Annotated in this window: 15 protein-coding genes, 6 pseudogenes and 1 riboswitch; of the genes and pseudogenes, 10 read left to right on the top strand and 11 right to left on the bottom strand. The window is 64.0% G+C overall.

The window, feature by feature from the left end:
* Positions 1-15 precede the first annotated feature (15 nt).
* The 7 genes from AWC27_RS22355 (at position 16) to AWC27_RS22325 (ending at position 4,807) form a co-directional block, all read left to right on the top strand.
* Positions 16-348, top strand: coding sequence for a CD225/dispanin family protein (locus AWC27_RS22355; protein WP_083114932.1), 333 nt, complete (start codon positions 16-18; stop codon positions 346-348).
* A gap of 13 nt (positions 349-361) precedes the next feature.
* On the top strand, positions 362-787 hold the full coding sequence (locus AWC27_RS22350; protein ID WP_083114931.1) for a DUF2752 domain-containing protein: 426 nt from the start codon (positions 362-364) through the stop codon (positions 785-787).
* Between the two features lie 88 nt (positions 788-875).
* Entirely contained in the window at positions 876-2,378 is a 1,503-nt protein-coding gene (locus AWC27_RS22345; protein ID WP_083114930.1) for a M28 family metallopeptidase, read from the top strand.
* Positions 2,375-3,841 carry a M28 family peptidase gene (locus AWC27_RS22340; protein WP_083114929.1) on the top strand — a complete coding sequence of 489 codons (1,467 nt, stop codon included), beginning with the start codon at positions 2,375-2,377 and terminating at the stop codon, positions 3,839-3,841. The genes AWC27_RS22345 and AWC27_RS22340 overlap by 4 nt, the downstream gene beginning before the upstream one ends.
* A 44-nt stretch (positions 3,842-3,885) precedes the next feature.
* A complete protein-coding gene (locus tag AWC27_RS22335; RefSeq protein ID WP_083114928.1) occupies positions 3,886-4,164 on the top strand; it encodes a type II toxin-antitoxin system Phd/YefM family antitoxin in 279 nt (92 codons plus the stop codon).
* A complete protein-coding gene (locus AWC27_RS22330; protein ID WP_083114927.1) occupies positions 4,161-4,574 on the top strand; it encodes a type II toxin-antitoxin system VapC family toxin in 414 nt (137 codons plus the stop codon). Before AWC27_RS22335 ends, AWC27_RS22330 begins: the two co-directional genes overlap by 4 nt.
* Positions 4,575-4,585: 11 nt before the next feature.
* Complete coding sequence (locus tag AWC27_RS22325) at positions 4,586-4,807, top strand: hypothetical protein (RefSeq protein WP_083114926.1); 222 nt, start codon at positions 4,586-4,588, stop codon at positions 4,805-4,807.
* Positions 4,808-4,894: 87 nt separating this feature from the next.
* Here the strand turns inward: AWC27_RS22325 and AWC27_RS33330 are convergent.
* The 3 genes and pseudogenes from AWC27_RS33330 to AWC27_RS33325 all read right to left on the bottom strand — a co-directional run.
* Positions 4,895-5,283 (bottom strand): annotated as a pseudogene (locus AWC27_RS33330) (ATP-binding protein); the annotation flags it as partial.
* Positions 5,284-5,406: 123 nt separating this feature from the next.
* Positions 5,407-7,011 (bottom strand): sodium bicarbonate transporter family protein, encoded by a 1,605-nt coding sequence (locus tag AWC27_RS22315; RefSeq protein WP_245847410.1) that lies wholly within the window; start codon positions 7,009-7,011, stop codon positions 5,407-5,409.
* 394 nt (positions 7,012-7,405) lie between these two features.
* Positions 7,406-7,489, bottom strand: a pseudogene (locus AWC27_RS33325) (ATP-binding protein); the annotation flags it as partial.
* Between AWC27_RS33325 and AWC27_RS22310 the strand changes: the two are divergent.
* Complete coding sequence (locus tag AWC27_RS22310; protein ID WP_372510984.1) at positions 7,448-7,729, top strand: hypothetical protein; 282 nt, start codon at positions 7,448-7,450, stop codon at positions 7,727-7,729. The pseudogene AWC27_RS33325 and the gene AWC27_RS22310 overlap by 42 nt on opposite strands.
* 158 nt (positions 7,730-7,887) lie before the next feature.
* Here AWC27_RS22310 and AWC27_RS33320 read toward each other — a convergent pair.
* A pseudogene (locus AWC27_RS33320) lies at positions 7,888-8,727 on the bottom strand (type ISP restriction/modification enzyme); the annotation flags it as partial.
* A pseudogene (locus AWC27_RS33315) lies at positions 8,727-10,459 on the bottom strand (restriction endonuclease); the annotation flags it as partial. The pseudogenes AWC27_RS33315 and AWC27_RS33320, both read right to left, overlap by 1 nt.
* Before the next feature lie 226 nt (positions 10,460-10,685).
* Here AWC27_RS33315 and AWC27_RS22300 point away from each other — a divergent pair.
* On the top strand, positions 10,686-12,158 hold the full coding sequence (locus AWC27_RS22300) for a neutral zinc metallopeptidase (protein WP_083114924.1): 1,473 nt from the start codon (positions 10,686-10,688) through the stop codon (positions 12,156-12,158).
* Here AWC27_RS22300 and AWC27_RS22295 read toward each other — a convergent pair.
* On the bottom strand, positions 12,146-12,466 hold the full coding sequence (locus tag AWC27_RS22295) for a hypothetical protein (protein WP_083114923.1): 321 nt from the start codon (positions 12,464-12,466) through the stop codon (positions 12,146-12,148). The two genes, AWC27_RS22300 and AWC27_RS22295, sit on opposite strands and share 13 nt — an antisense overlap.
* A gap of 50 nt (positions 12,467-12,516) precedes the next feature.
* Positions 12,517-12,741 carry a hypothetical protein gene (locus tag AWC27_RS22290; RefSeq protein ID WP_083114922.1) on the bottom strand — a complete coding sequence of 75 codons (225 nt, stop codon included), beginning with the start codon at positions 12,739-12,741 and terminating at the stop codon, positions 12,517-12,519.
* Between the two features lie 127 nt (positions 12,742-12,868).
* On the opposite strand from AWC27_RS22290, the pseudogene AWC27_RS22285 reads away from it, so the two are divergent.
* Positions 12,869-14,089, top strand: a pseudogene (locus AWC27_RS22285) (TetR/AcrR family transcriptional regulator); the annotation flags it as partial.
* On the opposite strand, the gene AWC27_RS22280 reads toward AWC27_RS22285, so the two are convergent.
* From AWC27_RS22280 to AWC27_RS32365, 4 genes and pseudogenes are all read right to left on the bottom strand, one after another.
* A complete protein-coding gene (locus AWC27_RS22280) occupies positions 14,031-14,672 on the bottom strand; it encodes an alpha/beta hydrolase family protein (protein WP_139801799.1) in 642 nt (213 codons plus the stop codon). The pseudogene AWC27_RS22285 and the gene AWC27_RS22280 overlap by 59 nt on opposite strands.
* The gene (gene thiD, locus AWC27_RS22275; RefSeq protein ID WP_083114921.1) at positions 14,669-15,511 is read right to left on the bottom strand and encodes a bifunctional hydroxymethylpyrimidine kinase/phosphomethylpyrimidine kinase; all 843 of its coding nucleotides are present in this window, start codon (positions 15,509-15,511) and stop codon (positions 14,669-14,671) included. The genes AWC27_RS22280 and thiD overlap by 4 nt, the downstream gene beginning before the upstream one ends.
* Positions 15,508-17,130, bottom strand: coding sequence for a phosphomethylpyrimidine synthase ThiC (gene thiC, locus AWC27_RS22270; protein WP_083114920.1), 1,623 nt, complete (start codon positions 17,128-17,130; stop codon positions 15,508-15,510). Before thiC ends, thiD begins: the two co-directional genes overlap by 4 nt.
* A riboswitch (TPP riboswitch) is annotated at positions 17,121-17,231 on the bottom strand. Its footprint overlaps the gene before it by 10 nt.
* 51 nt (positions 17,232-17,282) lie before the next feature.
* Positions 17,283-17,756, bottom strand: a pseudogene (locus AWC27_RS32365) (PE family protein); the annotation flags it as partial.

Genomic DNA, 17,756 nt, shown 5'->3' with positions numbered 1-17,756 from the left:
TTGACTGGAGAATCCATGACACAACCACCACCTCCCGGTTACCCGCCGCAGCAGCCGCCCGCCGGACAGCAACCCGACAACTACCTGGTCTGGTCCATCCTGGTGACCCTGTTCTGCTGCCTCCCCCTTGGCATCGTTGCGATCGTCAAGTCCACCCAAGTCAACGGGTTGTGGGCACAGGGCCGGTACGCGGAGGCGCAGGCGTCTGCGGATGCTGCCAAGAAGTTCGTGATCTGGTCGGCCGTGGCCGGCGTGATCGTGTTCGTCATCTACGGCATCTTGTTGGCGGTTGGTGCTCTCAACAGCGGGACTCAGAGCGCGGCGATGATGCTAACCACCTTGTACTAAGTCCGGTGCGCTGATGGTGACCCGCCAGGGGGCGGCAACGCTGAGCTTGGGTCCGCCACTACTGGTGGCGGCATCCACGACATTGGCGTGTGCCGCAATCTGGCTGGGTGATCCGACAACCCCGAACGGCCCGCTGCCGGTGTGTCCCACCAAAGCCTTGTTGGGAATCGATTGCCCCGGGTGTGGCAGCTTGCGAATGCTGTACAGCCTTATGCATGGCAATCTATTGGCAGCCGCCAGGTTTAACGCGCTTGGCCTGGTGGCGGTGGGGCTGTTGGTGTGGGCCTACCTGACTTGGACATATGGCCGCCTGGTAGGTCGACGAATCAGGAGTTGGCAGCACCGACGCTGGGCAGCGGTAGTAGCGCTGTCGCTAGTACTGGTCTGGTTCGTGGTACGCAATCTCCCGTTCGCACCGTTCACCGCGCTTTTCGTTTGATCTGATTGCTCTGCAGCGAAGCCGCATCCGCCTGTGCGGATGCGGCTTTCGCGACATCAGCCGCCGTGGCGGTCTAATCTTGAGCGCAATGTCGAACAAATCAAAGACGATACCGGCGGTGCTGGCCGTTGCCGTGATCGTTGCTTTCGTGGCAATGGGTTGCGTTCGCTGGTCAACTCAATCGCAGCCAGCTCCCAGCAACCCCGCCGCCGCCGAGTTCGCCACCACGTTGCGCAACAAGGTGAGTACCGACGCCATGATGGCGCACCTGTCGAAACTTCAGGACATCGCCAACGCCAACAACGGAACCCGCGCGGTGGGCACACCCGGTTATGAAGCCAGCGTCGACTATGTCGTCAACACGTTGCGCAACAGTGGTTTTGACGTGCAGACACCGGAGTTCTCCGCGCGCGTCTTCCACGCCGAGAAGGGGCAGGTGGCCGTCGGGGGACTGAGCGCCGAGGCGCGCGCCCTGGAGTACAGCCTTGGCACCCCGGAGGAGGGAATCACCGGTCCGCTGGTGTTCGCACCCACCGACGACAGTCCGGGTTGCACTGCCTCCGACTACGACAAGCTGCCGGTAAAAGGCGCGGTGGTATTGGTGGATCGGGGCAACTGCCAGTTCGCCCAGAAAGAAGAGACCGCTGCGCAGCAGGGCGCCGTCGCGCTGATCGTCGCCGACAACGTCGACGAGCAGTCGATGGGCGGCACGCTGGGCGTCAACACCGACGTCAAAATTCCGGTGGTCAGTGTCACCAAGTCAGTCGGGGTTCAGTTGCGCGGCAAATCCGGCCCGGCCACCGTCAAGCTCAATGCGAACACCAAGAGTTTCAAGGCGCGCAACATCATCGCGCAGACCAAGACCGGCTCACCCACCGATGTGGTGATGGCCGGCGCGCACCTGGACAGCGTGCCGGAGGGACCGGGCATCAACGACAACGGTTCCGGCGTCGCCGCGATCCTGGAAACCGCAGTGCAACTCGGGAATTCGCCGCACGTGCACAACGCCGTTCGTTTCGGTTTCTGGGGAGCCGAAGAATTGGGATTGATCGGCTCGCGGAATTACGTCGAGTCGTTGAATCTCGATGCGCTCAAGAACATAGCGCTCTATTTGAACTTCGACATGCTGGCCTCGCCCAACCCGGGCTACTTCACCTATGACGGTGACCAATCGCTGCCGCTGGACGCCCGCGGTCAGCCGGTGGTGCCCGAGGGCTCGGCCGGTATCGAGCGAACGCTGGTCGCCTATCTGAAGATGGCGGGCAAGACCGCGCAGGACACGTCGTTCGACGGCCGCTCCGACTACGACGGGTTCACCTTGGCGGGCATCCCGTCGGGCGGGTTGTTCTCCGGCGCCGAGGTCAAGAAGAACGAAGAGCAGGCCAAGCTGTGGGGCGGCACCGCCGATCAGCCGTTCGATCCCAACTACCACCAGAAGGGCGACACCCTCGAGCACATCGATCGCACCTCGCTGGGGATTCAGGGCGGTGGCGTCGCCTACGCCATCGGTCTGTACGCACAGGACCTCACCGGCCGCAACGGTGTTCCAGTGATGGGGGACCGCACCCGCCACGTGCTCGCCAAGCCATGAGGCGCGGGCTTGCGACGGTAGTGCTCGCCTGCCTGCTGGCGGGATGTTCGACGCCGCGGCCGGCGCCCCCGGCCGCGGCACCGGACCTAGGCCGGATGCTGGCGGCCAAGGTGACAGCGGACGGCATGTTCACCCACCTGCGCGCGCTGCAGGCGATCGCCAACGCCAACAAGGGCAACCGGGCCGAGGGCACACCCGGCCACGACGCTACTGTCGATTATGTCGCGAAGGCATTGCGCGACAAGGGCTTTGAAGTGTCGACGCCGCAGTTCGAACGGTTGTCCGCCGTGTCGCAGGGCAAGCCGACGCTGACGGTGGCCGGCCGTAGCTATCCCGTCGACCAGGCGTCGCTGCTGATCCGAACCCCGTCCGGGGGGCTGACCGCCCCGACGGTCCGGCCTGCACAACCCGCCGGCTGCGCCGCGAGCGATTACCCGTCTGCGTTGCCGGCGGGTGCGATCGCCGTGGTCGACGACACCCGATGCTCGGTGGTCGACAAGCAGAACACCGCCGTGGCCAAGGGCGCCGCGGCATTGATCGTGGTCAGCCAGCCCAGCAATCAGGGCGCCCCGCCCACCTTGTTCAACCCCGGTTATTACAACCAGCTCACCGTGCCGGTCGCGGTGGTCGCCGGCAGCGGGGCTGCCGCGCTGGAGCGGGCCACCACTCCGGTACGGCTGGTACTGGACGCCGAGAATCTCAAGATCAAATCGCGAAACGTGGTGGCGCAGACCAAGACTGGCGCGCCCCATGAAGTGGTCATGGTGGGCTCGCATCTGGACAGCCCACGGGATACGCCGGGCATCAACGACGGCGGGTCGGGCGTGGCCGCGGTACTGGAAACCGCGCTGCAGCTGGGTCCGTTGCCACCGGTGAGCAACGCCGTGCGGTTCGTGTTCTGGGGCGGCGAACACAACGGCCTCAACGGCGCCATGGACTACGTCTTCGGCCTGGATAACGCCGCGCTCAACGACATCGCGCTGTATCTGAACTTCGACATGCTCGGATCGGCGAACGCGGGTTTCTTCACCGATGACGGCGATCAGTCCGGTCTTCCGGGGCCCGGGGTGTCGGCTGCCGACGTGCCGGAGGGCTCGGACGCCATCGAGCGCACGCTGGCCGGCTATCTGAATCTGGCCGGTAAGCGCCCCGCCGACATGCCGTTCAACACCGGGGTGGCCTACCACCCGTTTCTGGTGGCCGGCGTGCCGATCGGGGGCCTGACCACCGGGGCTTCGCAGACGAAAACCTTTGTGCAGGCGCGACTTTGGGGTGGGCAGCCGGGTGTCTGGTTTGATCCCAACTATCAGAGCGCGCGGGACACGGTGGACAATATCAATCGGGAAGCTCTGGCGGTCATGGGTTCTGGCGTGGCGTTCGCGGTGGGTAGCTACGCGAGGTCGATCGGCGGGGTAAATGGCGTCACACCCCATGACAAGCGGCACCGGACCCGGGTGTCCTAAGCCGTGTAGCACAGCGAGTGCTACAGCGTGCTAGCGTTAGGAGCATGGAAGCAATCGGAGTTCGCGAGTTGCGGCAGCATGCGTCGCGCTACCTGGCCCGGGTCGAAGCCGGTGAGGAGATCGGCGTGACCAGCAACGGCCGGCTGGTGGCTCGCCTCGTCCCGGTGCAGGCTGGCCTTCGGTCTCGCGAATCACTGATCAATGCAGGTGCCCTACTTCCGGCGCGGAGTCCAGAAAACCTGCTGCGCATCACGGCTACCCCGGCCCCGGACCACCCGCGCACGTTGTCCGATGTACTCAAAGAGATGCGCGACGAGCAGTGATCTATCTAGACACTTCGGCCCTCACTAAGCTGCTCATCGCCGAGCCTGAGACGCCCGAACTGCAGAACTGGCTCACTACGCAAAATGGGCAGGGTGAGTACGGCGTGACGAGCGCGCTGGGCCGGGTCGAGTTGATGAGAGTAGTTGCCCGATACGGACAACCAGGCCATGCTGAGCGTGCCCGTTACCTACTCGACGGGCTCGACATAGTCCCGCTCGCCGAACCAGTGATCGCTCTGGCTGAAACAATCGGCCCGGTTTCACTACGCTCTCTCGATGCTATTCACCTCGCGGCCGCTTCCCAGATCAAACGAGAGCTCAGGGCGTTCGTCACATATGACCACCGCTTATTGGACGGGTGCCGCGCGGTCGGCCTGGCAACCGCATCACCTGGCGCCGCAGTCTCCTAGCTCTCCATCAAATGGCGTTGGCCTTCATGAAACTTATGACGGCCAAGGTTTCCGCTGCGCTGGATGCTTGTTTGCGGCATGAGGCGCAGCAGTCGAAGCTGATCATCTCGGCGATCACGCGCGAAGCGCTCGAACCCTGCTGCAGCGGGGCGGAGCATACCATTGCCACCGAGGTCGGGTCGCAGCCGCGATTGTGGTCGATGCGTCTCGGTGAATGTCGCCTGCCAGGGTGATGGGACCACCGGTTTGCCATGAGCATGGGACCAGTTGGTCTTTCGGTCACGGGCCCTGTTGATGGTGACTGACGGCGTGGTTACCAGTCAATCCGACGCAGTCGGCGGGACCGGCTTTGGCTTTTGGCGTTGTCGGTAGGACTGGCCTCGACGACGAGTTCGTAAGCCGCCGATTGCAGTCGGTCCATCGCGGATTGGGCCAGGAGCGGGTCGGCCATCATGGTCAGGATCTAGGGTGGTTCGCGGTTACTGGTGATGGTCGAGGCTTTGCGGTGGCGTTCGACGATGAGCTCGTAGAAGTCGCTGGTTTCGGTGGTCTTCCAGGCGGTGGAGCGCCAGATCATCGATGATCAGCAGCTCGACGCGGTGCAGTTTTCGCATCTCGTCTTCGTAGGTGCCGTCCAGGCGTGCCCCGCGTAGGCGTTTGGATAACGTGTCGGCCGTTCGGTGTGCACGCTGTGATGGCGGCGGACAGCCCAGTAGGCCGCTGAAGTCGGGCGTGTATCCCGTCTTCAAGCCCAACACGTGGAATACCAATTCTTAGTCGGCTCAGTGTCTTTCGGACTGCAGCATCAGGACGTCTTGCATCACCTCGAAGCTCAGGGCCGGAAGTCCCCCATGCTCTCGTCGTCGGCTTGCTCATTGGCGTCGAGCAAGGCCAGATGCTCTGCCTGGAACCACCTGTTGAGCAGAAGGCGCAACGGCACCAGCATCGCGATGAATAAGGGGAACAAGATCCCCACCGGGCTGCTCTTGAGGATCCACAACACCACCAGACAGAGAACCTGCACGAAGGTGAAGACGTGGATGACTTTCCAGGGAACATGACGAACGTAGTGGGTGTTGGGGTACAGATTGCGGTCCGTCAACCACAATTTCAACCGTGCATAGAAGTCCGTCCCGTTGAGGGTGGCGAAACCCATGAACAGGAACAGGCCGAAAAGTACCTCGATCGGAACTTTCTTGATCACCGGCAACATGAAAATTGAGGCCGCGACCAGCAAATGAATCGCGAGCGGGGAGACTCGATTTTCTCGGACAGCTAGAATGCGCTCGGCACCGGAGTCGTCGTCTTCAGACTGGTTTGCGCCAAATCCCTGCGACAGATACGTCTCGACGGGTCGTCTGGTGGTCGCCAGACTCTTGATGTGGTTGAGGGAATGGACCGTGGCCGCCACGATCCAGGGCAAACCGAACACCGAGCACACCGCCGTGATGACGGCGACGACAGCCAGGTCCAGGTGATAGCCCCCACCTTTTCGGAGGGCATGCGACGGGCTGTTGACCAGACGAGTCGTAATGTTCTGATCGAGAAATAGCAGAACCGTGACGAGGATTGCCGGCCCGAGGCAAGCGAGGATCAGCCAGACGGGCACCGAGAACATGTCGACGAGCCAGGGCCGGCCGGTGGTGGTGCCGAAATGGTCGGGAATGGCCACGTCCGCCACCTTGACCTCCGGCAACGCCAAAGCGAAGATCGTCATCAGCGCGATGGCGATGGTGGGTCCGAAATCTGCCACGAATTCACGGAACCTGCGCTGGATATACCTGGTCTGCAGGAAAGTCTTGAAGTTGCGGGCCAACAGAAATGTTCCCAGTGCCAGCACCACGGTCATCAGGGCGGTCGCGTCGTTGCGCGGTGACGCGGTGAAGGGCGACACCACGGAGCGCGCCGCTTCGACGATGAAAATGACGGCGATGAGGACGGCGAAGATCTCGTCGACGAAGCGGGTGAAGAACCTCATCAGCGCGCTGGCATCGGTGACCGCGAGGACGAGCATGAGAACGCCCGACCAAACTCCTACCCAGGCGTAGACCGGTAAAAAGGGAAGATCGAAACGCCGGCACATCGTGTACAGCAGGCCGGTGAAGATGACGATGGGGCCGGTGCCGCCCAAAATTGTCAGGGGTTGAGCGGACAGGAGCGCGAACAGGATTCCGCCGAAGGCGGTTGCCACAATCATTTCCACGATGCCGATCTCACCGTCGGTCATGACACTGGTGAGGCCACCGAAGGCAATAGCATTCGCAAGGCAGGCGAAAAAAAGAAAACTGACAGATGCTACGGCTTTCGAATGCAGCCCGTCCTTGAAGTCGGTCGTGTAGAAAGGCAGCTTTCGCTGCACATCCGCCCAAAGACCGCCGCCTAATCGGCCGGTGTAGGTCAGGAGGCCGACCTCGTGCGCTTGTGGGGCGTCCGACACGCTGCTCCGTCTGCTTGACACGGATCAACCTTCCAGCCGAAACACACTCGGCCCGCTCCGGGCCAAGCTGCCGACCAGACTTTCCGGCGCACCTATTGCAAACATGCCGTGCCGGGCTGGCGAAAAGCAACCCCAGACGGGGCGCTCATCGAGTACTCATAGGCCAGCCGGACCACCAGAAGTTGGCGACGCTGCACTCAACGAAGTCCCAGCGAACCGCGAATCTGATTGGGGTGGAACCGATTCCTACGACCATACCACTCTTGAAGGCGATCTCTAGGTGATCTGCTTGTCGCCGGCCAGGGTGATGGGACCACTGGTTGCCATGAGCATGGGACCAGTTGGTCTTCCGGCTATGGGCCGTGTTGATGGTGACTGATGGAGTCGTTGCCGGTCAATCCGACGCAGTCGGAGGGGCCGGCTTTGGCTTTTGGCGTTGTCGGTACGACTGGCCTTCGACGATGAGTTCGTAGGCGGCGTCGGGATCTTCCGGTTGTTGGGCCGCTGTATTGGCCAGATGAGCTACCGGGAGGTGTCGGTGATCGAGATCGTGGAGATGCCGCGGCTGTGGCTGCAGGGGTTGGGGTTGCGGGAGGTGGCCCGGCTATCGGGCAGTGACCGCAAAACGGTGCGCCGGTATGTGATCGGGCGCGGGCGTGCGGGTTGGACCGCGACGGCGGTGATGATCAGCTCACTGATGAGTTGGTTGCGGCGGTGATCCCCGGTTGTTTTGCGTGCCTCGCGCTGACCTTCTGGCAGAGGACGCCGCGATGCGGTTCATCGACAACGTGGCAGCGATTGCAGGTGCCGCGAGTTCGCCGGGGCCTGTCATCTATACGGTTGGGCAGAGCAGGATTACGCGGTTGTTGTAGCGGTTCACGAAAGCGAGTCGACGATCTTCATAGTCTCGACGCTGACGGTCGTCACCTTCTTGATGAGGTCGACGATGTAAGTCGGGTCATCGTGTTCGTCGCACCAGTCATTGGGATCGTTGACGATGCCTGAGGCCTTGTCGGTGGTGACCTGGTAGCGGTCGATGATCCAGCCAAGCGCCGACCGGGAGCCGAGCATATACCGTTCGGCCTCCTCTGGAATGCCTTGGATCGTCACCTTGGTGTTGTAGACGATCGACGAATGATCTTGCTTGGAGTGCCATTTCATCTTCTGGACACGCCACGTTTCGCGGTCTGTTGCGCCTACTCCTGGCTTCAGTTGTACGTCAAGGGGATACGGCTTGACGGACTCATAGCCGACGTGCAGCTCCGCGAGCCTGCGGCCGGCATCGGTGAATCGCTCGAAACGCTCACGTGTTTCGGGAGTCGGGATGTGGGGGAGCATCTTCTTCAGGTCGGCTGCGTACCTTTCGCGGTAGGCAGGGTCGTGTAGCAGGCCGTATACGTAGTAGAAGATGTCGTCCTTGGTGACCTGATTGCCAACGGCGTCGCGGCACAGCTTGAGGATTCCATCGGTGATGTTGTCGACGTGCCGGTAGCCGTGTTCGTCTATGTCGGTGTTGTCGGCGGACGTGAAATCTAGTTCTTCGTAGGGTGATTCGGCCTTCTCGTATGTCCAGCGCGGGAAGAACTGGCCGCCGAATCCGTGAAAGTTCAGATCGGGAAGAGAACCGACCATCAACAGAGAGATCTCTGCGCCACCGACGCCGAGCATGCATAAACCAACGTTTGTGTGGTACGGGGTCGCAAACATGGACGGCAAGGGTTATGCGACGCGAAGTTGTGCCCGGCGAACAGCGCATCGAACACCGGCTTGGTGATCAGATGCTGCGACAGCATACTGATCGCATCCTCACCGGTGATCGAGTTGTTCAGGTTGTCGCGTAGCCCGGCAAGGAACTGTTCGAAAGCCGTCGCCACTCCCGGGCCAGCACCTTCGAGCAGCGCCTTGATCCGGGTGGTCAGCGTCGCGGCGGTGTCGGCAACATCGGCGGCCCACTGCTCCCAATAGGTCCGCGTGCCAACCTTATTGACGATGCGCGCATAGATCACTTCTTGCCATTGCGACAGGGAGAACAGTGCCATCTGAGTGGCAACATCGGGCCGCGGGTCGTCAGAGGTTGGACCAATGTGGCCGCCGAGCAGCTTGTCGTTACCTACACCTTCCTTCTTCTTCGACGATGCGTTGAGCGCAATGCTGTTGACCATCGCGTCGAACCGCTCATCGTGCGACCGCAGCGCGTTGAGCACCTGCCAGACAACCTTGAACCGCTTGTTATCGGCCAGCGCCACCGCGGGTTCGACACCTTCGGGCACCGCCACCGGCAGGATGACGTAGCCATAGTCCTTGTCTCCGACGACTTCCGCATCACCCGGCCCACCGACTGCACCACGTCAACTATCGAATTGCGCGGGTTCAAGAACAGTACGGCGTCCAGGGCGGGAACGTCGACGCCTTCGGACAGGCAGCGGGCATTCGTCAGGATGCGGCATTCATCCTCAGCCACAACACCTTTGAGCCAGGAAAGCTGCTCGTTGCGTTCAAGAGCGTTGAAGGTGCCATCGACGTGGTGTGCGACGCAGCGCAACCCGCGGTTGGTGTTATCGGAGCCCAAATGCTCATCGAGCAGCTCTTGGTAGGCCTCAACCACTTTCGGAAACATCTCAGCGATCTGCTTGGAGGTCTTGATGTCCTTGGCGAACGCCGCCGCGCGGCGCATCGGCGGTTCGCCGGCGGCCACGCCCGCGCCGGCGCGTTTGGCCAGGCCGTTCCAACAGCCCACGATTTTCGACGCGTCGTCGAGCATGAGTTCACCGGATACGCCGGCCAGTTCCTGTGCCAGCCGCGGTGCGATCACCGACTTGTCGACGGTCAGCACCATCACCTTGTAGTCGGTGAGCAGTCCGCGTTCCACCGCGTCACCGAACGAGAGTCGGTGAAACTCCGGTCCGAACGTCAACTCGTCGTCCATCGACACCAGCTCGGCAGAATGCTGGTGTCTTGCCGGTGCCGCACGCCATGATCAACTTGCCGCGATCGTTGCTCAAGCCATAACCCCGGAACACCGCGTCAATCGCCTGCTGCTGGTGGGGGCGTGGCGCGTGGCGCCTCGCGGGTGCCAGGTTCACCTGCAGGTCGCCGTGCGGCCAGGCGACGTCCCAGTCGATTGGCGACTCGGCGATCTCGGCCATCCCGATCCGCTGCACCGGGATCATCTGATCGGCTAAGGCGTTCTCGGCATTTTTGCCCCAGCGGTCCGTCGTGGAGATGATCACCCGGTTGGCGAAGCCCGTCTTGCCCGAAGCGGTGAAAACGAGTCGATATCCCCCTTGGACAACGTGTGGGTTGGTTCGTAGAACTTGCACTGGATAGCGGTGTAGCTACCGGTATCCCGTTCGCGCGCGACCAAGTCGATACCGGTGTCCGGCTTGCCCTGGCGCCCGGGCCAATCGATCCACCGCCACACCGCGTCATACTGCTGCGACATCGTCGGGTCGAGTTCGAAATATCGCACCATGAGCTGCTCGAACTTCGTGCCCCGCTCGGAATTTGACGGCGCCTTCCGGAATGCCTCGATGACTTCGTGCACCGACCCGATGGCTGACGACGATACTGCGCGGTTCTGACATCGGGGCCGCTTCGTTTGGGTGCTGACGGTAAACCAATCCATCTAAGATGGGATTCCTTTAGTGCAGACCGGTCGGGATGGGGTTGGTCAGATGAAGTTGCGGTGTGGTGGCTCTCGCGGGCTGGTCGCGTCGGCGCGGGCCGGGATCGCCTGTCTGGGGGCGGTACTCGTAGTGGCCGGCTGCACGACCGTCGTCGGCGGCCGCGCCATGTCGATCCTCAACGACCCGTTCCGGGTGGGTGGTTTACCCGCGACCAATGGCCCCAGTGGCCAACGCCCCAACGCGCCCGCGGCAACCGGCACGGTGATCAACACCAACAACGGGGCGATCGACAAGTTGTCGTTGCTGTCTATCAACGACATCGAGGAGTACTGGAAAGCCAACTACATCGCTCCGTTGAAAGGCTCGTTCAAGCCCGTCGACAAGCTGGTGTCTTACGACTCCAACGATCCGAACAGTCCCATCGTCTGCCACAACGAGACCTACCAGCTCGTCAACGCCTTCTTCACCTCCCGGTGCAACATGATCGCCTGGGACCGCGGGGTGTTCATGGCGGTGGCCCAGAAGTACTTCGGCGACATGTCGGTGAATGGTGTGTTGGCGCACGAGTTCGGTCACGCCTTGCAATCCATGGCGCAGCTGGTCACCAGAAGAGACCCGACCATCGTGCGTGAGCAGCAGGCCGATTGCTTCGCCGGGGTCTACCTGTACTGGGTGGCCGACGGCAAGTCGCCGCGTTTCACCTTGAGCACCGCCGACGGCCTCGACCATGTGATGGCCGGGATCATCACCACCCGCGACCCGGTGATGGACGCCGACGCGCAAAACGACGACGAACACGGCTCGGCCCTGGATCGGGTGAGCGCGTTCCAGATGGGTTTCATCAGCGGCACTCCGGCGTGCGCGTCGATCAACAAGGCCGAGATCGAGCAGCGCCGCGGTGACCTCCCGACCACGTTGCGGGTGGATCCCAACGGCGACCCGGAGACCGGCGAGGTGCCGATCAACGAAGACACCTTGTCCACGCTGATGGAACTCATGGGCAAGGTCTTCTCGCCCAAGAACCCGCCGACGTTGTCCTATAAGGCAGCCGGCTGCCCCGACGCCAGGCCCAGCCCGCCGGCGTCCTACTGTCCGGCCACCAACACCATCGTGGTCGACCTGCCCGCGCTGGCGGCGATGGGCAAAGTCGCCTCTGAAAAGGAACAGAGTCTGCCCCAAGGCGATGACACGGCCCTGTCGATCGTGATGTCGAGGTATGCGCTGGCTGCGCAGCATGAGCGTGGCCTGGCGATGCAGAGCCCGTGGACCGCGCTGCGCACGGCATGTCTGACCGGGGTTGCGCACCGCAAGATGGCCGAGCCGATCGACCTGCCGTCCGGCAAGTCACTCGTCCTGACGGCCGGCGACCTCGACGAGGCCGTGGCCGGGCTGCTCACCAACCACATGGTGGCCAGCGACGCCGACGGCATCAGCGTGCCAGCCGGATTCACCCGCATCGCGGCGTTCCGGGGTGGGGTGGGCGGCGATATGGACGGGTGTTACGCGCGCTACCCGGGGTAGGCGGCATCCCGCTGCTGGCCGTTGTGCACCCAGACCACCAGAAAGCCGGTGACCATCACCCAGCCCAGGGCGACGGTCGGGATGGCCCAGGCGCGGCGCATGAGCAGGGCGGAGTCGCAGCTCGACACGACGGCGCCACCAGGGGCCTGGTGGGCCTGCGTCAGATCGGAGCTGATGCCGTTGCCGCAGGTGATCTTGACGCCGTACGAGTCGTACTCATCCAGGTAGATCGGAAAGAAGAGCGCGAACAATCCGACCACGCCCAGCAGTAGTCCGGCGATTCCCAGGTACATCTGACGACGACTCACAGCTTCTCCATGTGTTCGGTATGTTAATGCCAAATTCGACCCCGCTGCGCTCACGTCATGCACACGTTCGAGAACAGCAGGACCGGCCACGAGACGATCTGGCCTAAAAAGGAGACCGCCAGGTCGAGACCCTGCATCCGGCGAAGTTGCTCGGTGTGTGTCGTCGTCCAGACCACCCCTACCAGCAAATATGGCGTTCCAACGACCAAAGCGACGACAATCAGCTGGCCGATTGTGACCTGAAAATTGAGCACACGGCGAACTTTTTCCAACATGTGCGGTCCTTCCGGCCGTCCTCGCGCGGCTCCCCAAGCGGTGATTATGTTAATGGATATTCCGCGACTGCGATAGGCGAGGACGGCATGCGGCTACAGTGAGGCGGTGTCCACCGATGCCACCGCCATTCGGAGGCGACCCAAGGACCGCAAGGCGCAGATTGCGCGCGCATCGGCTGAGGCGTTCAGCGCGCAGGGCTATCACGCGGTGAGCATGGAGACCATCGCCGCCAAAGTCGGGGTATCGGCACCCGCGCTGTACCGGCACTATGCGGGTAAATATGACCTGTTCCGTGGCGCGGTACTGACCTTGAGCCAATTGTTGGTCGACTGCACGGATTTGGATCCCGAGCCCGATCCCGACCCTGATCCGGCCACGACGCTGGACCAGCTGGTTGCCGCACTTATCGACGTCACCCTGGACAATCGCGAGTCCGGCGGCCTGTACCGCTGGCAGGCGCGCTACCTGCGCGCCGAGGACCAGCTCACCCTGACCGGTCAACTCAAGCTGGTGAATCGCCGAATTCAGGAGCCGCTCAATGCGATTCGGCCGGCGCTGATTTCCTCGCAACGGTGGATGCTGTCGGCGGGCGTGCTCAGCGCGATCGGCAGCATCGTCGATCACCGGGCTCGGCTGCCGGCCGACGAGATTCGCGGACTGCTCGGCGAGGCGGCCGCGGCGATCCTCGCCGCGGAGCTCCCGCAGCCCGGCGAGGTCTTTGGCCGCCCGCCATCCTGGCGGATCTTCGCCGAGGACGCGGGCGTCTACGAGGCGTTGCTGCACGCGTCGATGATTTTGTTCAAAGACCGCGGCTATACCGAAACCAGCATGGCGCAGATCGCCTCGGCCGCCGGCATACCGGTGTCGGGGATCTACCGGTATTTCTCCGGCAAGTGCGAGATTCTGGCGACCGGCCTGCGCCGGGCGGCCGACCGGGTGTCCGGGCAACTGTCGCCGGTCGTCGGCGCGCTGACCGAACCGCGCCAGGCGCTGATGTTGCTGATCGACGCCTACGTCGCGACGTCGTTCGCCAACCCCGAGCTGGCCGCGGTCTATTACACCGAGCGGGTCAACCTGACACCCGCCGACCAAATGCTGCTGCACAACGTGCAGCTGTCGACGATCGATTCCTGGGTGCGGCTGCTGACAACCGCGCGACCGTCGCTCACCCCGATGCAGGCGCGGTTCCTGGTGCACGCCGCCATGGCGCTAGTGGTCGATCTGAGTCGGATGGGAGGCCCCGCGGATTCGGCTTATGGTCAGGCTTGTGTGCGAAAGTTGATGGAGGTCACGCTTTTCGGCTCTCCGGCCGGGTCTCCAGCAGACGCAGCGCCGCGCCAACCGCGAGCGCGGGCACGTCGAGGGTCTTCGAGCCCAAGTCGTGACGTGCGCCGGAGATCTCGACGACCTCGGTAGGGGCGGAGATCTTCGCCGCGGCATCGTGCACCTCGGCGATGGTGCCGAACGGATCCGAGGTGCCGTGAGTGAACACGGTGGGGACGGTGATGTCGGGCAGGTGCGCGGTGCGCTGACGTTCCGGCTTTCCGGGCGGATGGACGGGGTAGGAGAACAGGGTCAAAATGTCGACCCGGGTTTGGTTGGCAGCCACCACCATCGACGTCTGGCGGCCGCCGTAGGAATGCCCGCCGGCGATCAGCGGTCCGTCGGCAAGGCTGCGGCAGTATTCGATGGCTTCGACTATTCCGGCTTGGTCGACTGCCGCCGAGCCCGACGGCGGTCCTTTGGGCCGGCGGCGGCGATAGGGCAGGTTGTATCTGATAGCCAACCAGCCGTGGCGCGCCCACTCGTCGCAAACCTGTTGCAGCAATGTGGAATCCCGGTTACCCCCGGCGCCATGCGTCAACACGGCAACGCCTTGTGGAGTGCCGTCGGGTTCGTGTGCGACGCCTGCGATGTCGTCGAGGTTCATGATCCGAGCCTGAACAAGGGGGATACGGGGCCGTGGCCGCCGCCCAGCGGATAGGCGGCGCGCAGGCATTCGGTGACCCACGCTTTGGCGAACGCGACCGCGTCGGGCATCCCGTAGCCGTGCGCCAATGCACACGCCACCGCGGCGGCCAGCGTGTCACCGCCACCGTGGTCGTTGCCGGTGGGCAGCCGGGGGGCGTCGAACTCGTGGAAATCAACGCCGTCGTACAGCAGGTCGCAACTATTGCCCGACGAACGCAAGTGCCCGCCCTTGACCAACACCCACCGCGGGCCCAGCTTATGCAACGCCTCGGCGGCCGCGCGCTGCGACTCGGTGTCGACGACGTCGACATCGACCAGTAGCCGCACCTCGTCGAGATTCGGTGTCACCAGCGTGGCTAACGGAAACAGTTGAGCGCGAAGCGAATCCAGTGCAGATGCGGCCAGCAGCGGGTCGCCGTGCATCGACGCGCAGACCGGGTCGACGACGAGAGGAACACTCAGCTCGAGCCGGCGCCAGCTGTCAGCCACCGCGGCGATGATGGCCGAGGATGCCAGCATGCCGGTCTTGGCGGCCTGTACGCCGATGTCGGTCACCACCGCCTCAATCTGGCCGACCACGATATCTTCTGGCACCTCGTGAAAACCCTTGACGCCCAGCGTGTTCTGCATGGTGACCGCGGTGACGGCGACGCAGCCGTGCACACCGAGCAGCGCCATGGTGCGCAGGTCGGCCTGAATGCCGGCACCGCCCCCCGAGTCCGATCCGGCGATCGTCAGCACCCGCAGCGGCGTCGCGCCGGGCGGTGGGAGCGGCAGCGTCGGAGGCGGCAACGTCACTGGGTGATCGGCAGATACACCCGGTTACCGTGCTCGGCGAACTCGACCGACTTCTCGGCCATCGCGGCCTCGATCGCCTCCTCGGAGTCCAGCCCGTGCTTGGCGGCGTAGTCGCGCACATCCTGGGTGATGCGCATCGAGCAGAACTTCGGCCCACACATCGAGCAGAAGTGCGCGGTCTTGGCCGGCTCGGCGGGCAGCGTCTCGTCGTGGAACTCCCGCGCGGTGTCGGGATCCAGCGACAGCGCGAACTGGTCGTTCCAGCGGAACTCGAAACGCGCTGTGCTCAAAGCGTTGTCGCGGTCCTGTGCGTGGGGATGGCCCTTGGCCAGATCGCCCGCGTGCGCGGCGATCTTGTAGGCGATCACCCCATCCTTGACGTCCTTGCGGTCCGGCAGCCCCAGGTGCTCTTTGGGCGTGACGTAGCACAGCATCGCGGTGCCGGCCTGGGCGATGATGGCCGCGCCGATGGCCGAGGTGATGTGGTCGTAGGCCGGCGCGATGTCAGTGGCCAGCGGGCCCAGCGTGTAGAACGGAGCCTCCTCGCACAGCTCCTCTTCCAGCCGCACGTTCTCGACGATCTTGTGCATCGGGACGTGCCCGGGTCCCTCGATCATCACCTGTGCGCCATGGGCTTTGGCGATCTTGGTGAGTTCACCCAGGGTGCGCAGCTCGGCGAATTGAGCGGCGTCATTGGCGTCGGCGATGGATCCGGGGCGCAGCCCGTCGCCGAGGGAGAAGGTGACGTCGTAGCCGGCCAGGATGTCGGCCAGTTCTTCGAAATGCGTGTACAGGAACGACTCTCGGTGATGAGCCAGGCACCAGGCCGCCATGATCGACCCGCCGCGGCTGACGATGCCGGTGACCCGCTTGGCGGTCAGCGGGACATACCGCAGCAGCACCCCCGCGTGCACCGTCATGTAGTCGACACCCTGCTCGCACTGCTCAATCACGGTGTCGCGGTAGATTTCCCACGTCAGCTCGGTCGGGTCGCCCTTGACCTTCTCCAGCGCCTGGTAGATGGGCACCGTGCCGACCGGCACCGGCGAGTTGCGCAGAATCCACTCGCGAGTTTCGTGAATGTTCTTGCCGGTGGACAGGTCCATGATGGTGTCGGCGCCCCAGCGCGTGGCCCACACCATCTTGTCGACCTCTTCGGCGATCGAGGAGGTGACCGCGGAGTTGCCGATATTCGCGTTGACCTTCACCGCGAACGCCTTGCCGATGATCATCGGCTCGATCTCGGGGTGGTTGTGGTTGGCCGGGATGATGGCACGGCCGCGGGCGACCTCGTCGCGGACCAGCTCGGCAGGCATGCCCTCGCGGGCGGCGATGAACGCCATTTCCGCGGTGATCTCGCCGGCCCGGGCGCGCTGCAGCTGAGTGCCGCGGTCGCGAACCACGCCGGGCCGCGGCGGCAGGCCCGCGGCCAGATCGATCGTCGCGTCGGTATCGGTGTACGGGCCCGAGGTGTCGTAGAGGTCGAAGTGGTCCCCGGTGGACAGGTGCACCCGGCGGAACGGCACCCGCATGCCGGTAAAGCCTTCGACATCGCGGTACACCTTGCTGCTGCCCGCGATGGGTCCGGTGGTCACCGACGGTTCGATAGTTACGGTCATTCTCAATCTCCCTACGCCGGCATTACCCGGTCAGGTTCGTACGGTCGACGGCCCCAGCCGTCCTCTCAGCGCACTCGGCATGCGCTCCCGCGTGGATTTGGTTGATCTACCCACGCTAGCGCAGGGCGCCGCCAACCGGCAGAGGCGCGGGGTCAGCCGTGCGGACCGGCCGCGCCAGGCGTACCGAACAGCGTTCCGCGCGTACCGCCGTTGCCGCCGGCGCCCCCATTACCGTCGGGAGGCCCGAGTCCACCAGCGCCGCCCGGCCCGCCGTTACCGCCGTTGCCGATCAGCCCGACGGCGCCGCCGCCGTCGCCGCCCAGACCGCCGTCGCCGCCTGCGCCGCCGGCACCGGCGAGGCCGCCGGCGGCACCCACCCCACCGAAGCCGCCATTGCCATACACCGCGCCACCGTGACCGCCGGTCCCGCCGTTACCGCCCTTGCCGCCATTGCCGGTGGGTCCGCCTTGGCCCGCGCTCCCGCCGTTCCCGCCGGTCCCGCCGCTGCCGAACAACTTGGCGTCGCCGCCGGATCCGCCCGCGCCACCGAACCCACCGTTGCCGAAGTTGGCCAAGCTGGCCGCGCCGTTTCCACCCGCGCCGCCGGCCCCGCCGTTACCGATGAA

This window comes from Mycobacterium szulgai, from assembly GCF_002116635.1.
Classification (GTDB): Bacteria; Actinomycetota; Actinomycetes; order Mycobacteriales; family Mycobacteriaceae; genus Mycobacterium; species Mycobacterium szulgai.
This window is presented reverse-complemented; position numbering and strand designations above follow the sequence as displayed.

Excerpts from the sequence above, each read along its gene's own strand:
- AWC27_RS22355 (WP_083114932.1), top strand. The coding sequence starts at position 16 with ATGACACAACCACCACCTCCCGGTTACCCGCCGCAGCAGCCGCCCGCC.
- AWC27_RS22350 (WP_083114931.1), top strand. The coding sequence starts at position 362 with ATGGTGACCCGCCAGGGGGCGGCAACGCTGAGCTTGGGTCCGCCACTA.
- AWC27_RS22345 (WP_083114930.1), top strand. The coding sequence starts at position 876 with ATGTCGAACAAATCAAAGACGATACCGGCGGTGCTGGCCGTTGCCGTG.
- AWC27_RS22340 (WP_083114929.1), top strand. The coding sequence starts at position 2,375 with ATGAGGCGCGGGCTTGCGACGGTAGTGCTCGCCTGCCTGCTGGCGGGA.
- AWC27_RS22335 (WP_083114928.1), top strand. The coding sequence starts at position 3,886 with ATGGAAGCAATCGGAGTTCGCGAGTTGCGGCAGCATGCGTCGCGCTAC.
- AWC27_RS22325 (WP_083114926.1), top strand. The coding sequence starts at position 4,586 with ATGGCGTTGGCCTTCATGAAACTTATGACGGCCAAGGTTTCCGCTGCG.
- AWC27_RS22300 (WP_083114924.1), top strand. The coding sequence starts at position 10,686 with ATGAAGTTGCGGTGTGGTGGCTCTCGCGGGCTGGTCGCGTCGGCGCGG.
- AWC27_RS22290 (WP_083114922.1), bottom strand. The coding sequence starts at position 12,741 with ATGTTGGAAAAAGTTCGCCGTGTGCTCAATTTTCAGGTCACAATCGGC.
- AWC27_RS22280 (WP_139801799.1), bottom strand. The coding sequence starts at position 14,672 with ATGAACCTCGACGACATCGCAGGCGTCGCACACGAACCCGACGGCACT.
- thiC (WP_083114920.1), bottom strand. The coding sequence starts at position 17,130 with ATGACCGTAACTATCGAACCGTCGGTGACCACCGGACCCATCGCGGGC.